The sequence below is a fragment of the Verrucomicrobiota bacterium genome, assembly GCA_016200005.1.
GTDB lineage: Bacteria > Verrucomicrobiota > Verrucomicrobiia > Limisphaerales > PALSA-1396 > PALSA-1396.
Genome location: JACQFP010000031.1, coordinates 17,911 through 32,495, shown reverse-complemented (window position 1 = coordinate 32,495; position 14,585 = coordinate 17,911). Strand labels below are relative to the sequence as shown.

At 58.4% G+C, this 14,585-nt stretch carries 10 protein-coding genes; 2 read left to right on the top strand and 8 right to left on the bottom strand.

Going from position 1 to position 14,585, the window contains the following annotated elements; all coding sequences use genetic code 11:
* Positions 1 to 180: 180 nt before the first annotated feature.
* Positions 181 to 1,161, top strand: a complete 981-nt coding sequence (locus HY298_11280; protein ID MBI3850840.1) for a patatin-like phospholipase family protein — start codon at positions 181 to 183, stop codon at positions 1,159 to 1,161.
* The gene (locus HY298_11275) at positions 1,118 to 2,713 is read left to right on the top strand and encodes an AMP-binding protein (protein MBI3850839.1); all 1,596 of its coding nucleotides are present in this window, start codon (positions 1,118 to 1,120) and stop codon (positions 2,711 to 2,713) included. Before HY298_11280 ends, HY298_11275 begins: the two co-directional genes overlap by 44 nt.
* A gap of 12 nt (positions 2,714 to 2,725) precedes the next feature.
* Here HY298_11275 and HY298_11270 read toward each other — a convergent pair whose 3' ends face one another.
* The 8 genes from HY298_11270 to HY298_11235 form a co-directional block, all read right to left on the bottom strand.
* On the bottom strand, positions 2,726 to 3,757 hold the full coding sequence (locus tag HY298_11270) for a radical SAM protein (GenBank protein MBI3850838.1): 1,032 nt from the start codon (positions 3,755 to 3,757) through the stop codon (positions 2,726 to 2,728).
* Positions 3,758 to 4,116: 359 nt separating this feature from the next.
* Positions 4,117 to 7,239, bottom strand: a complete 3,123-nt coding sequence (locus tag HY298_11265) for a PAS domain S-box protein (GenBank protein ID MBI3850837.1) — start codon at positions 7,237 to 7,239, stop codon at positions 4,117 to 4,119.
* Positions 7,240 to 7,433: 194 nt separating this feature from the next.
* Positions 7,434 to 7,880: a response regulator gene (locus HY298_11260; GenBank protein MBI3850836.1), complete on the bottom strand. Its 447-nt coding sequence runs from the start codon at positions 7,878 to 7,880 to the stop codon at positions 7,434 to 7,436.
* 151 nt (positions 7,881 to 8,031) lie between these two features.
* A complete protein-coding gene (locus HY298_11255; GenBank protein MBI3850835.1) occupies positions 8,032 to 10,335 on the bottom strand; it encodes a RecQ family ATP-dependent DNA helicase in 2,304 nt (767 codons plus the stop codon).
* Between the two features lie 112 nt (positions 10,336 to 10,447).
* A complete protein-coding gene (gene carB / locus HY298_11250) occupies positions 10,448 to 12,244 on the bottom strand; it encodes a carbamoyl-phosphate synthase large subunit (GenBank protein ID MBI3850834.1) in 1,797 nt (598 codons plus the stop codon).
* A gap of 152 nt (positions 12,245 to 12,396) precedes the next feature.
* A complete protein-coding gene (locus HY298_11245; protein MBI3850833.1) occupies positions 12,397 to 12,732 on the bottom strand; it encodes an aspartyl protease family protein in 336 nt (111 codons plus the stop codon).
* A 142-nt stretch (positions 12,733 to 12,874) separates the two neighbouring features.
* Positions 12,875 to 13,030 (bottom strand): hypothetical protein, encoded by a 156-nt coding sequence (locus HY298_11240; GenBank protein MBI3850832.1) that lies wholly within the window; start codon positions 13,028 to 13,030, stop codon positions 12,875 to 12,877.
* 53 nt (positions 13,031 to 13,083) lie between these two features.
* Positions 13,084 to 14,355: a 6-phosphofructokinase gene (locus HY298_11235; protein ID MBI3850831.1), complete on the bottom strand. Its 1,272-nt coding sequence runs from the start codon at positions 14,353 to 14,355 to the stop codon at positions 13,084 to 13,086.
* Positions 14,356 to 14,585 lie beyond the last annotated feature (230 nt).

Here is a 14,585-nt window from a genome sequence, read left to right as displayed (position 1 = left end):
CGGCCCAATTGACGGCATGAATATTGCACCTTAGCTTGAGTCAGAAGTAGTAGCGCGCAGCAAAATGCCTTACAGCCGAGCTAAAAAGAATGTGTCCCGTGGCGGTCCGCTGAGAGACGAGGCAGTCTCCCTCTAATTGTAGGAGTGTAATTCAGCCTTCCGTCGCTGGTCGCGACGGAAATGAACGCTCAAATCCAATTTGTGAAGCCCGAGCCGGTGGAAAAGAAAACCGGGCGTTACCGGATCGGGTTGGCTTTGTCTTCCGGAGGGGCAAAAGGTCTTTCCCACATCGGCGTCATCCAGGTTCTGGAGGAAAACGGAATCCAAGTGGATGCCGTCGCGGGCTGCAGCATGGGGGCATACGTGGCGGCGGTTTGGGCCTGCGGTTACGACGGCAAATTAATGGAGAAGCTGGCGCGGGAAGTGGAGGGGCGCTGGGGACTTTGGAAGCTGATGGATCCGGTCATTCCGCCCCGCAAGGGATTCATGCTGGGCGACGCCATGAAAAATCGCCTGAAGAAATCAATTGGCGACGCTCAGTTCTCGGATTTGGTCCGGCCTTTGCGGGTCGTCGCCACCAATCTGGATACTCTGGAACGAGTCGTTTTCTCCAGCGGCGAAGTGGCCGCGGCAGTCCATGCCAGCAGCGCCATGCCCGGCGTCTGTGTTCCCGTTAAGATCGATGGCGAGACTTACATTGATGGCGGCGTGGCGGATCCGTTGCCGGTGGATGTGCTGAAGGAAATGGGGTGCGAGCGAATCATCGCGGTGAACACCATCCCCACGCCAGCTTTCCTCCGTTGCTGCCGTGAGATGGAACAGGAACAGACGGCGTTCATCAGGAAACGCCGCGGCGTGCTGGCCATGTTGAACCGTCGCCTGAACTATTTCGCGCGCGGCAACATTCTCGACATCATCATGCGCGCTTTTCACGGCACGCAAATCCGTGTCGCCGAAGAGGCCTGTCGTCAGGCGGATGTTGTGCTGCGGCCGCTGGCCATTGATGCGCACTGGCACGATTTCCATCATCCCGGCAAATACGTTGCCCTGGGGCGTCAAACGGCCTTGGCTCAACTGGAGGCGAGCAAAACCCTCGTCAGCGAAAACCAGACATCTCATGAACCCAAGCTTGCTCAAAACGAAATGGTCGCAGTTGCCTGAAAAAGTCATTCGCCGGTTGCAAGCGGAAAAACTGAGGCAATATGTGGGTCACACCGTTTTGCCTTTCTCCGCGCATTACAAGGAGCTTTTCGCCAGGGAAAGACTGACAGCCGAATCGATCCGTTCGCTGGAAGATTTGGAAAGGCTGCCTTTTACTTCCAAGACCGATCTGCTCAACACGCCGGAGAATCCGCAACGGGCAAAGGATTTTGTGTTGATCCCGGATCAACAAGTTCTGGCGCGGCGTCCATCCACAATTCTGGGCGCCTTGCTTCACGGACGGGAGCGCATGAAACAGGCCTTTGAATCTGAGTTCCGCCCCGTTTTCATGACGAGCACCACCGGCCGCTCCGCCGATCCGATTCCGTTTTTATACACGCAACATGATTTGGCGAACCTGGCTTCCACCGGCAAACGCCTCTTCGAAATCTGCGGCGCGCAATCGGAATTGCGGTTGCTGAACCTGTTTCCTTACGCGCCACACCTAGCTTTTTGGCAGACTCATTATGGCGCGACGGCTTTCGGAGTTTTTTGCGCCAGCACCGGCGGCGGCAAGGTGATGGGCACCGAAGGTAACCTCCGTCTGATTCAGAAAATCAAGCCCGACGTTCTCATCGGCATGCCGACGTTCATTTATCACGTCTTGCGGCTGGCCGCAGAAGAAGGCGTTCGTTGCGAAAACTTGCGCCAGATCGTTTTAGGAGGCGAGAAAGTTCCCGATGGAATGCGTCGCAAGCTCATCAATCTGACCGCGGAGTTGGGCGCGAAGGAGATTTCGGTGCTGGCGACTTATGGCTTCACCGAAGCGAAGATGGCCTGGGCGGAGTGCCCTGTTCGGCACGATCAAATTCCGGACGGCTATCACCTTTATCCTGACGCGGGCATCATTGAAGTGATTGACCCCAAAACCGGCCAGATCGTGCCCACGGGTCATCCCGGCGAACTTGTTTTCACGCCGCTGGATGCGCGCGGGTCCGTGGTCTTGCGCTATCGCACCGGCGATTTCATCGATGGCGGCCTCGTCTATGACCCGTGCCCTCACTGCGGTCGTTGTGTTCCACGGCTGGTCGGCAACATTGGCCGCAATTCCGAGGTCAAGGAGATGAAACTCGATAAACTCAAGGGCACGCTGGTTGATTTCAACCAACTGGAGCACGTCCTGGACGATGCCGACCAAATCGGCGCCTGGCAATTGGAGCTGCGAAAGAAGAACGACGACCCGCTCGAACTCGACGAATTGATTCTTCACGTGCAGAAACTGAATGGCGGCGACGAGGCCAAACTCATCCACGATCTGAACAACCGCTTCATCGCGAGGACGGAGATTCATCCCAACCGCATCGTGTTTCACGATGGCGACGAACTGAGCCGTCTCCAGGGGGTGGGCGTCCAACTCAAGGAGCAAAAGATCATTGACCATCGACCTTCACATGGTCATCGACCGGCATCGAATAGCCCGCCGGTCGAAAATGCCTCCACCGTGCAACCACACACTGCTCTGGCCAGCGAACCTGGATTGCAGCCGAAGGCCGAGCTGTCCGGTCGTTCCTGAACCAGGCGTTTCTTAAACCGTGGCTGCTTCGGCGGCTGCCATCTTCGGTCTGCCGTTGACGGTTGTCTCGTCGCGATAAAAGTCCGCCAGGCTTTGTTGCGAGGGAGTCAGTCTTTCTGCCGCGATCGCAGTGAGGATTCGTTCCTCCGTCATGATGAATCGGTCCCGCTTGTAAAGCAGGTAGTCCTCCCGCAATTCTTCCGGCGTCAGGTTGATGGTCACGAGGTTCGCGCCGGTTCGCAGCCCGCGCCGGTAACCCGTCTCCGGTTCGCCGGCCAGGTTCAAGGCGCTGACGGCGGGAATCACCCAGTCCGGTCGCATCAACCGCAGCGCAGCCATGCAGTTGAGCGTCAGATCGATGTCGCCCACCAGCGCGTCGGCCAGCGGCGTTTCGTCACCGGGAATAAACGGGCTGACGCTGCAACCATCCAGCGGCAATTCGCAAGCCAGCTCGAAATTCGCCAGCAACTCCTCGTCGCTCTGGCCCGGCAATCCGCTGATGAAGCCCGAACTGACGCGCCAACCATTGGCCGAGAGATGACGAATATGCTCAACGCGCTCCTGATAGGTTCCCGGCGCCTTCATCTGCGCATAATGCCGCGGGTCGCCGATCTCAAACTTGATGATGTAAATGCTCGCTCCCGCGGCCTGCAGTTCGCTGTACATTTCAGGATTCAACGTGCCGAGGCAGACGCTGACACCAAGCGGCGTCTCACTTCGCAGCGTTTTGATCAACGGCAGCACCACTTCGCGCACCACCACCGGGTCTTCACCCGACTGGATGTTCACGTCGGTGATGCTCGCGGGCCGGTGATGCACGAGCAATTCGGCCAGTTCATCATGCCGCGCGCGGAAACGGGTGAGGTCGCGGTTCTCGCGCCTCATGCCGCAATAGACACAATTCTCGCGGCAGTGATTGGACACTTCCACTACACCGCGCAGGAACACCCGACGGCCAAACTGCGAATGGGCAACCTCGGCTGCGCGCGCGTGGAACGCACCTTGAACGTCGCCTTTTGAGCAAAGCAACTCCCTGGTTGGCATGAATGAAACAGTCATTTAACGGCCAATTTAAGACGGTCACGCGACCAAGCGCAAACTTTAATTGCCGGATTGTCGTGGAGCGTTCAAAACCGGAATTCCTCGAGTAGCCGAAACTTTCGGAATCAAGGCCACTGTGAGTTTGTTTTCGAGCGACGACGCTGTTGGGACAATCACGGGCACTCTGACAGGCGCAAAACGGTTGTTCTGCGCCGGCGGGCGGCTTGAGGTATTTGCGACCGGAGTAGCTGACCGCCACGGTGAGATCAACCTCCTGTCCGCTTTTGTCCACGTCGTAATCGAAAGGGGCCGTCCTCAATCCATCGGATGGCGAATTCCTGCAAGTGCGCCCAACTCACCGTTCACGACTTCGCGCCGTCGCGCAATTGTCGGATCCGGCCCAGCAGCGCTTCGGCGCTATACGGTTTTTGCAGAAGTTGCACGTCGGCCGCCAGTTCAAAGCCCGCCATCAGCGCCGTCCCGCTGTAGCCACTGCAAAACAACACCGGCACATCGGGCTTAAGCGCCTTGATCCGGTCATGCGCTTCGCGTCCACCCATCTTCGGCATGACCACGTCGAAGACCAGCAGATCAATTGCGCCGGGATTGTCCTTGAAGAGGTTGACGGCTTCCTCGCCGTTGACGGCGGGGATGACGCGGTATCCGGCCCGCTCCAGAATTTTGATCGCCAGCGCCCGCACTTGCGGTTCATCTTCCGCGAGCAAGATGGTTTCTGTTACTTTGGGAGGCCCGGTGGCGCCCTTCCTGCCCTCGCTGGTTTTCCCGCGCTCCGCGACGGGCAGATAGATTCGAAAAGTGGTGCCGGCGCCCGGTTCGCTCTCAACCTGGACCATGCCCTCGTGTTGTTTGATGATGCCATAAACCATCGCCAGCCCCAGTCCGGTGCCCTTGTCTTTCGGCTTGGTGGTGAAGAAGGGTTCAAAGATGCGATTGATCGTTTCCTTATCAATGCCCTCACCCGTGTCCGTAACCCGTAACAGCACAAACCGACCGCGACGGGCCCAGGCATTGTGGGCCAGGAAGTCAACGGTGAACTGTGCGTTTTCCAAGTGGATGATGAGGCGGCCGCCACCGGGCATGGCATCGCGGGAGTTGACACAAAGGTTCAACAGGACCTGTTCCAACTGGCTCCGATCGGCGCGGACATTGTCGAGCTCGCGACCGGGAATGAATTCCACCTCGATGTGTTCACCGATCAAACGCTGAAGCATGCTCAATTGATCGCTCACAACCTGATTGAGATCGGTATCAACGCGTTGCAACGGTTGGCGTCGGCCAAAGGCCAGCAACTGGCGGGTCAACTGGCCCGCGCGCGTGGCGGCCTGCGTGACTTGATCAAGATAGCTGTCGCGCTCTTCGCGCGTGTTGGCCTCGTCTTTGGCGAGGGTCGTGAAACCCTGGATCACCTGGAGGATGTTGTTGAAGTCATGCGCCACGCCGCCGGCCAGCAGGCCGATGGCTTCCATTTTTTGGGCCAGGCGGACTTGCTCCTCCAGCGCGGCCTCCTTCGTCACATCGCGGTTGAGGGCGATGTAGTTGATGATCTGGCCATCGGCATTGCGGATGGGTGAGATGGACGCTTCTTCCGCAAACGGGGTGAGGTCCTTTTTTCGTGAATTGAACCGTCCCATCCAAATACCCGCCGCCGCGATCTTGTCCGTTATCTCTTTGAAGTTAAAGGGCACATCCTTGCCCTGCAAAATGAAATCAAACGGTCGGCCCAGCAACTCTTGGCGCGGGAAGCCTGTGATGCGCTCGCAGGCGGGGTTGACGTATTCAATCGCCCCGTTGAGGCCGATGATGATGATGCTTTCGGTGGATTGTTCGACGGCCGTGGCCAGACGCAACAGTTCCTGCTCGGTGCGCTTGCGCTCGGTAATATCCTGAAGAATGCCGATCGAGCCGGTGGGTGTGCCGTGTTCATCGAGTATTTCGATGGAGTTGTCGGCGATCCAGCGCTTTTCTCCATCCCGAGTCAGAATCAAACCGTCGCTCTGCCAATGCAGGAATTCACCAGCGCGGGTGCGTCGGCGGGCCTCCTCCTGCGTCAAGCCGGCGGCTTCGCCGCGCATGACGACCTGGAGTGATATTTGATTCCAAAGTTTCGGAGTCATTTCCTGGGCCGTGTAACCGGTCATCTGCTGAATGCCCTCCCCGATAAAAGTGAAGGTTTCGGTTTTATAGTCGTGCAGATAGGGCACGGCACCCGCGCCAATGATGGCCTGACGATACAGTTCTTCTGTTCGCCGCAGGGTTTCTTCCGCCCGCTTGCGTTCGCTGATGTCGCGCGTCACGGAGAGCTGCGCCTTGATGTTGCCGGGGTCCGCGGGATCGCGAAGGGGTACTGCATGGGTCTCCAGCCAGCGGCGGGTGCCTTTCAAACCGATCACCTCGAACTCTAGCCGGGAGGATTCACCACGAAAAACGGCGTCCAGCAGCGCGCGAAAATTCCTTTGATGCTCCGGCGCGATGATGGGAAAGACTGAATGGCCCACGACATCCTCGACCGAAGTGGCCTCGAGCATGGCCAGCCCGGCGGGATTCATCTCCAGCAACGTGCCGTCCCGCGCCAGCAGCTTCACGCACTCCGGCTGCGTCTCGATGATCGTGCGCAAACGGTTTTCACTTTCCGCCAACGCCGCCGCCGCCCGCTTGCGCTCGGTAATGTCGCGGCCGATGCCTTGAACGCCAACCGGCTGGCCCTGCCGGTAGATCAACTTGGTGGCGACTTCCAGCGGGACACGGCTGCCGTTTCGCGTGATGATCTCCACTTCGTAAATCGTCGCGTCGCTGTCGGCGAGCTTGCGGTCAATCATGGTGCGGACCTTCGCCAGGGATTCCGCCGCCACCAGGTCGGCAATGTTCATCTGCAACGCTTGGTCCCGCGGATATCCGCTGATGCGCTCAGCCGTCTTGTTGTATGAGGTGAAATTGCCGTCCAGATCGTGCGTGTAAACCAGATCGTGGGCGTTTTCGAACAGGCTGCGATAACGCTCCTCACTCTCGCGCAAGGCCTCCACCGCCCGGGCGCGCTCCGCCAGCAGCCGTTGCTTTTCAATGGCGGCCTGGATGGTTTGCGCCAGTTGCTGCACTTGCTCCGGGGATTTGAGCACGTAGTCGGTCGCCCCGCGTTTCATGCATTCGACCGCCGAGGCTTCCGAACCGGTGCCGCTGAAAATCACCACGGGCACGCGCGGGTCTTTGGCCTGGATGGCATCGAGCACGTGCAAGCCGAGAAAATTTTGCATGTGGAAATCCGTCAAAACCAGGTCGTAGGCGCGCTCGGCCAGGCGCGACTCAAACTCCGCCCGACTGGCCGCCTCAGTGACCTCGAAGCCGCGGTGCTCCTTTTCCAAAACCTCCTTCACCAACGCACGAAAATCCGCCGAATCATCCACGTTCAGGACGCGAATCGGCTCGCCGGTGGCCAGCTTCTCAAGGGGTTTTGGATCCGGTTCGTTCATGGATTAAAGTTACACCGGGCTAAATCATAGCCCGGCACGGCACAGTGACAAGAAGGAAGGATGCTGTGGACTGCCAGCTCGCGTTCAACACCTTGCCTTTTCAGGAGTTGCGCTTCGCTGTTTTCGGTGGCACCGGTGCCAGGCTGAAGGCAGGCGTCGGGCGAAACGGTGAGGGAAGCAACCGGCTGTGTCGCTCAGTGATGCGGGGCCTGATTGACAGTCAACCAATACTTGCCGATATCGCCAACCACCTGCTTGTATTCTTTGACGTCGTTCGGTTTGACCACAAAACTGTTCACGCCCAGCTTGTAGCTCTCCACGATTTTCAATTCGTCTTTCGTCGAAGTCATGACGACGACCGGGATGGTTCGGGTGCGCTCCTCGCTTTTCAATTCCCGCAGCACCTCCATGCCGCCAACCTTGCTCAGACCCAGGTCCAGCAGGATGACCTTGGGCACGCTTTCGGCCTCCCAATTTCCGTAAAGACTGGTGGAGAAAATGAAATCCAGCGCCTGATCCCCGTCCATCACGTGCACCACTTTGCCTCCGACATTGTGCTGCTTGAGCGCCGACAAGGTTAGTTCTGCGTCATCGGGATCATCTTCGACCAGCAGAATATCAACTGTTTTATTTGCAATCATTGTCATTTCTTCGCGGCGCGCAGCCGATAAGTCTGGGTTTAAATTCAAACAAATTACAACGACCGGAGGGAAGTTTCCCGGCCCACTTCCCCGTCATTAAGCTCTACTCCGCACGAAAGCCAGAAAAAAATTGGCGGTCGCGGCCGGGAAATCAACCGTGTCCTGACAGGCCGCCAACGGCGCGCGTCGTGCGGGCCTGGGCGGCGCGATAGATTCGCAGCAGACCGTAATCAACTTGTCCACAGAGAAATTCCCGCGCGCCGCCCAGATTCCCAAACCCGGTCCGGGCGAACGCCGCCGCGATCTTGGCCTGCTCTTCCGCGGTGAGAAAATGGTCCAACTCCAGCGGCTCGCCGCGCTCCATCGCTTCCGCGAGATGTCCGTAAATGGTGCCCGTCGTGACTTCCCGTTCACGCGCGATCTGTTCGACGGTTTTCCCGGAACGGAAACGCCGCAACGTTTCGCGCGCCGAATCGCCCAGACTGCGGCGTGGAGGAGGCGGCGAGGGCGCGGCGAACGAATCCTCCGCAAAAATCTGGCGCGGGTTCATTCGCAAGTGCACAGCAATTTCGCCCAGGAACATCTCGCCAAATTCGCGCAGTTTCTTTTCGCCAACACCGCTGATGCGGGAAAACTCGCGATCGGTGGCCGGATAGTCCCGCGCCATCTGGCGCAGCGCCACGTCCGAGAAAACAATGTATGCCGGCACATCGCGTTCATCGGCCAGTTGCTTGCGGAGTTGGCGCAGACGATCGAACAAGACTTCGTCGCAAGCGATTTCGCCGACACGATGGACTTTGGCTTCCGGTGCGGTGACCGGTTTGGTGAGGGTCACAGGTTGGCGTTTTTTGAGGACGGCCATTCCCGCGTCCGTGAGTTCCAGCACGGTGAATTTTCCCGTCGATTGTCGCAACAGGCCAAGCCGGATGAGTTCGCGGCCAATTGCCGCCCACTCCGAGCGGCTGTGTTCCTTGCCGATGCCGTAGGTGGAAAGCCGCTCGTGCCCCCACTTGCGTATCTTCTCCGTGTCCGCGCCGGTCAGCACCTCCACTGCGTGATTCAAGCCGACGTCGAACCGATTCTTTTCATGGATGCGATAAACGCAGGAAAGAAATTTCTGCGCCGCAATGGTGCCGTCGAACGTCTCGCGCGGTGAAAGACAGTTGTCGCATGCACCACAGTTGACTTCGGATGTTGATCGTTTGCCTTGTGAAGACGGCCCCTCACCCCGGCCCTCTCCCCATCCGATGGGGAGAGGGTGGCCGAAGGTCGGGTGAGGGGAATCTCCACCAAACTCTTCGCCGAAATAGGCGAGTAATTCTCGCCGCCGGCAGCCCGCGCACTCCGCGTAGTGCACCATCTGCTGCAACTGTGCGCGAGCGATTTGCTGTTCCTTCGGATCGGGTTTCTCGTTGATGAACTGTGTCTGTTTCACCACGTCGCCGGCGCTGAAAAGCAACACGCATTCGCTCGGCAACCCATCGCGGCCCGCGCGACCGGTCTCCTGGTAATAGCCCTCGATGTTCTTCGGCAGGTCGTAGTGCACTACGAAGCGCACATTCGGCTTGTTGATGCCCATGCCGAAGGCGATGGTCGCGCAAATCACGCGCACTTCGTCCCGGAGAAAAAGTTCCTGATGGTCTGAACGCTCCTTCGGCGTGAGTCCAGCGTGATACGGTCGCGCCTTCACGCCGTCCTCGGTCAGATTCGCCGCCACGCGCTCGGTGGTCTTGCGCGATTGACAGTAAACAATGCCGCTCTCCTTTGGCCGCGCGCGCACGAATTCCAGCAGTTGATCGTAAGGTTTGCTCTTGGCGACGACGTGGTAGGTGAGGTTCGGGCGATTGAAACTCGCCACGTAGCAACCCGGCTCGCGCAATTTCAAATGCGTGACGATGTCGGCGCGGACGCGCTCCGTTGCCGTCGCGGTGAGCGCCATGAACGGAACTTTCGGGAAACGCTCCCGCAAGTTCGCGAGCTGTCGATATTCCGGGCGAAAATCATGCCCCCACTCGCTGATGCAATGTGCCTCATCCACAGCGATCAGTTTCACGTTCCAACGTTGCAAGTCGTCGAGAAAGCCGGACAACATCAGCCGTTCGGGCGCGACATAGAGCAGCCGGAACTCGCCATTATGCAACCCGCGCAGTCGCGGGCGCGATTCGCCCGCGGCGAGCGAGGAGTTCAGGAACGTCGCCGGGACACCGCTGGCTTGCAGCCCGTCCACCTGATCTTTCATCAGTGCAATCAACGGTGAAACCACGACGGTCAAGCCCGGTTGCGCCATCGCGGGCAACTGAAAGCAAAGCGATTTGCCGCCGCCGGTTGGCAACAGCGCGAACACGTCCTTGCCTGCCAGCGATTCGCGAATGATCTCCTCCTGCAAGGGACGAAAGGAAGTGAAGCCGAAGTATTGCTTCAGTAGTGGCAACAAATCGGAGGTGGCTGCTTTCATGGGCGGAGTCTTATCACTGCCGGTTGTGATTTGGGAGAAAAAGTTGGAGTTCAAGCTTCAGCTTGTGCGGCGAGCGCGACAACGGCCGGCAAGCTGAAGCTTGAACTCCAACTCAATGATACTCCTGTAAAGTCTTCACTTCGTAGGCGCTCTTTTTCAGCGCGGCAATGCCCAAGGCGGCGGCCTTGGCGCCGCTTAAGGTCGTCATGATCGGCGTGTTGGTATAGACAGCGGTCGTGCGGATTTTTACCTCGTCAGCGCGCGGCGTTTGCCCGGCGGGTGTGTTGATGACGAGTTGAATCTCGCGGTTCTTGAGCAGGTCGAGCGCGTTGGGCCGGCCTTCGGCGAGTTTGAACGTCCGTTGCACCTTGAGGCCTGCCTTTTCCAGAACCGCCGCCGTGCCGCTGGTGGCGACAATCTCAAAACCAAGGTCGGCAAACTGTCGGGCGACGCCGGCTACTTCAGTTTTGTGGGCATCGCTCACGCTGATGAACACGCAGCCGCTCATCGGCAGCGGCGCGTTGGCCGCCATCTGCGATTTGGCGTAAGCGACACCCAGGTCCGTGTCCAAGCCCATGACTTCCCCGGTCGAACGCATTTCCGGTGAGAGCAGAATGTCCTGACCATGAAAGCGGTTGAATGGAAAGACCGATTCCTTCACCGCCCAATACTTCGGCCAGATTTCCTGTGTGAATCCGAGTTCCTTCAAGGTTTTTCCAGCCATCACTCGGGCGGCGAGTTTGGCGAGCGGAAAGCCAATCGCTTTGCTGACGAACGGCACGGTGCGCGAGGCGCGGGGATTGACTTCCAACACAAAGACCGAATCGCCTTTGACGGCGTATTGGACGTTCATCAACCCGATCACTTTCAACTCGCGCGCCATCGCGTGCGTGTATTCGCGAATGATGGCGATGACTTTCTGCGACAACGTGTGCGGCGGCAGCACCATTGCCGCGTCGCCGGAATGGACGCCGGCATATTCGATGTGTTCGAGCATCCCACCGATGACGATCATGCCTTGTTCGGATTTCGGATTTTCAAAATGCCCCACGTCCGCAATGCAATCCACATCCACCTCCGTCGCGTCTTCGAGAAACTTGTCCACGAGCACGGGCCGCTCCGGCGACGCTTCCACCGCAAAACGCATATAGTGTTGCAATTCCGCGTCGGAATACACGATCTGCATCGCGCGGCCGCCGAGCACGAACGAAGGCCGCACCAGCACCGGATAGGTCAATTGTTTGGCGGCGGTCAGCGCTTCCGCTTCATTGGTGGCCAGGCCATTGGGGGGCTGGGGAATGTCGAGCTTGCGCAGCATCGCGGCGAACATCTTGCGATCTTCAGCAATCTCAATGCTCTGGGGCGAGGTGCCGATGATGTTGACGCCGTTCTTCTGCAGGCCCAGCGCGAGATTGAGCGGCGTCTGGCCGCCGAACTGCGCGATGGCGCCCCAGCATTTCTCCCGTTCGTAAATGTGCAGCACGTCTTCCAACGTAAGCGGCTCAAAAAAAAGTTTGTCGCTCGTGTCATAATCCGTGGAAACGGTTTCCGGATTCGAGTTCACCATAATCGTTTCAAACCCGTCCTCCTTGAGCGCGAAAGCGGCGTGGACGCAGCAGTAATCGAATTCAATCCCCTGCCCGATGCGATTTGGACCGCCACCGAGAATCATCACCTTCTTTGCCGTATTGCCTTTGACCTCGTCATCGCCACGGTCGTAAGTGGAGTAGTAATACGGCGTGTAAGCCTCGAACTCGGCGGCGCAAGTGTCCACGAGCCGGTAGCTCGGCACGAGGCCGAGTTGCTTGCGCTCGGCCCGCACCGCGTCCTCGGTCGTGCCGGTTAAATGCGCGATCTGCCGGTCGGAAAATCCGAGCGATTTGGCTTTGGTCAGGAGTTCAGTGTTCATTCAAACGGCGCAAAGTAAGCCGCAAAGGGTGACAGGTGTCGAGTGTTGAGTGGCAGAGGGAACGAAGCAAACCAATCGAAGGGTGTAGAACCACAACCGGCAGGAAGACAGATTGTACCGTAGGCTTCCGTTAGACTGGCCCGCCGCCAGCCTTAGGCCAGCGACATGCGCATCGGAATCAGTCGCCGCTTAAACGGGTCCAACACCAGTCCAATGCTCTCGAGGGTTGTCGCGCCGAGAAGCGGCTCATCACCTTTTTCGCCGAAGATGACCGGTGCGGCGCCGCCGTCGCCTCCGAACTCGAAGTAGGCGTCGCCTAACTGACGCGTGACGGTCCTCCCATCGGCGAGGCTAAAATCCACCTTGCGGTAAGGACGAATGCCCAGCTTCTTGAGCGTTAAACCGGGCACCAGGCTGTAAACCGCACCCGAATCGATCAGGAAATTGACTGCCGCCTTACGCCGGGCGCGGCGGCCTTCTTTAACCACAAGCTTTTGATTTGTCGGGCCTATGCCAAAATCACCTTAGAGTAATCAGCCACTTCCACCAAGCGCGGATTTCAGTTTCGGTCTGGCAGGTCATTGTTGACTGACGGAAGTGCCGGATCGCCTCGGTGACGGATTTGCCTCGTCACTCGACAAAGACAAACTCGTTGGACAGGAGCAGCCCTTGCGCGTATTTCTCCCAAGGATCGAGCGGTGTCGGACTGGTTTTAGGGTCCACGAAATTTTGCTGCGCATCCCAGACGTGCGGCAATCCCACGTATTCGTTGCCATCGCCTTTCATGATTTTAATGACGAAGGCGATCTTCCTCCGAAAAGACGCTGCTTGACCACGAATCAGGAACGGGAAGGCAGTTTCTTGTCCGCGCGAACTTTTTCCAACGCCACGAATTTGGGCAGGCCGCCCTCGATCGGCACTTTGACTTCCCCTTCGATGAGCGGGCGGGCGTACTCGATGAATTTCTCGTTCGGCATGAAACCGTCCGCGCTGATCCAGTCGCGTGGAATCAGGTGCTCCACGTTGGCGATGTCCTTCAAATCCTGCAAATCAGTTGTCCACCGGTACGGATTGTTTTGCAGGCGGACGATTTTGACCATGAAGCCGCTGGTGCCGTTAATGGCGGCACGCACCGCCGCTTCGCCGCAGGCCGCCGCCTCGTTGGCGTCCAAGGCGCTGGCGAAATGCGCCGCGGCGCGTTGCGCGTAACCCAGCTTCAGGGTCCGGGTCTTGAGATCCAGCTTCTTTTTTACCAGCTCACCCAGATGTTCGGCGGCCCCGGAAAGCACCGGGTGGCCGAAGGCGTCGAGTCGCGACTTGTCAGCGGCGATGACTTCGCCGGCGGCATTTTTCAATCCTTCGCCCACGACCACGACGCAGCATTTTAGTTGGGCGATCGTTTCTTTGACGCGGTTTAGAAACGCGGCTTCATCAAACAGAATCTCCGGCACCAGAATGATGTGCGGCGCTTCGAAGGCGGCGCGTTTGGCGAGCACCGTGCCCGCCGCAATCCAACCCGCTCCGCGCCCCATGACTTCGATGAAGCAGCACATGCCGGCGTCGGTGGCCATGCTGCCCACGTCCGCGGCGATCTCCATCACGGTCGCGCCGTTGTATTTAATGACCGACCCGTAACCGGGACAGTGGTCGGTGTGCGGCAGGTCATTGTCGATGGTTTTGGGGATGCCGATGACCCGCACCTCGTAACCGCGCTTGACGGTTTCCTCATGGATTTTGTTCGCGGTGTCTTGGGAATCGTTGCCGCCGATATAAAAGAAATACCGGATGTTATGCGCCTGGAAAACTTCGAACATGCGATCCATGTCGCGCGCGGCCTGTTCGGGTTTTTTCTTAAAATCGATCTTGTATCGGCACGTGCCGAGCGCCGCGGCAGGGGTGAATTTCAGCCCTTCGATGGTGCGCGCTTTTTCCTCGTTGATGTCCATCAAGTCCTCGTTGAGGAGGCCGAGGATGCCGTTCAAGCTGCCGTAAATTTCCTCGATGCATTCGTGTCTGCCGGCTTCCTGAATCACGCCGGCGAGACTCGCGTTGATGACGGCGGTAGGGCCGCCCGATTGAGCAACCAAAAGATTGCCAACTAATTCTGCCATAAATTTTGAGCCAAATACTGCCAGATGCTGCAACTTCAGCCGCCTGCTGGGTTAAACCAAAGTGTCACTAAAATTGAGGCGAGACCTTGCCAAATCAACCGGGTTTCTGTCAAAGACCAATTCGCCCGCCCGCGCGATTGGCAGGATTGGAACGCCCGCTCCAGTCTTTTCCCTTCTCTGGCCGCGTGATCCAGGAACGAAGATTGACGCCGCACCACCGGCCATCAATC

Excerpts from the sequence above, each read along its gene's own strand:
- HY298_11275 (MBI3850839.1), top strand. The coding sequence starts at position 1,118 with ATGAACCCAAGCTTGCTCAAAACGAAATGGTCGCAGTTGCCTGAAAAA.
- carB (MBI3850834.1), bottom strand. The coding sequence starts at position 12,244 with ATGAACACTGAACTCCTGACCAAAGCCAAATCGCTCGGATTTTCCGAC.
- HY298_11260 (MBI3850836.1), bottom strand. The coding sequence starts at position 7,880 with ATGATTGCAAATAAAACAGTTGATATTCTGCTGGTCGAAGATGATCCC.
- HY298_11235 (MBI3850831.1), bottom strand. The coding sequence starts at position 14,355 with ATGGCAGAATTAGTTGGCAATCTTTTGGTTGCTCAATCGGGCGGCCCT.
- HY298_11280 (MBI3850840.1), top strand. The coding sequence starts at position 181 with ATGAACGCTCAAATCCAATTTGTGAAGCCCGAGCCGGTGGAAAAGAAA.
- HY298_11270 (MBI3850838.1), bottom strand. The coding sequence starts at position 3,757 with ATGCCAACCAGGGAGTTGCTTTGCTCAAAAGGCGACGTTCAAGGTGCG.
- HY298_11265 (MBI3850837.1), bottom strand. The coding sequence starts at position 7,239 with ATGAACGAACCGGATCCAAAACCCCTTGAGAAGCTGGCCACCGGCGAG.
- HY298_11240 (MBI3850832.1), bottom strand. The coding sequence starts at position 13,030 with ATGAAAGGCGATGGCAACGAATACGTGGGATTGCCGCACGTCTGGGAT.
- HY298_11255 (MBI3850835.1), bottom strand. The coding sequence starts at position 10,335 with ATGAAAGCAGCCACCTCCGATTTGTTGCCACTACTGAAGCAATACTTC.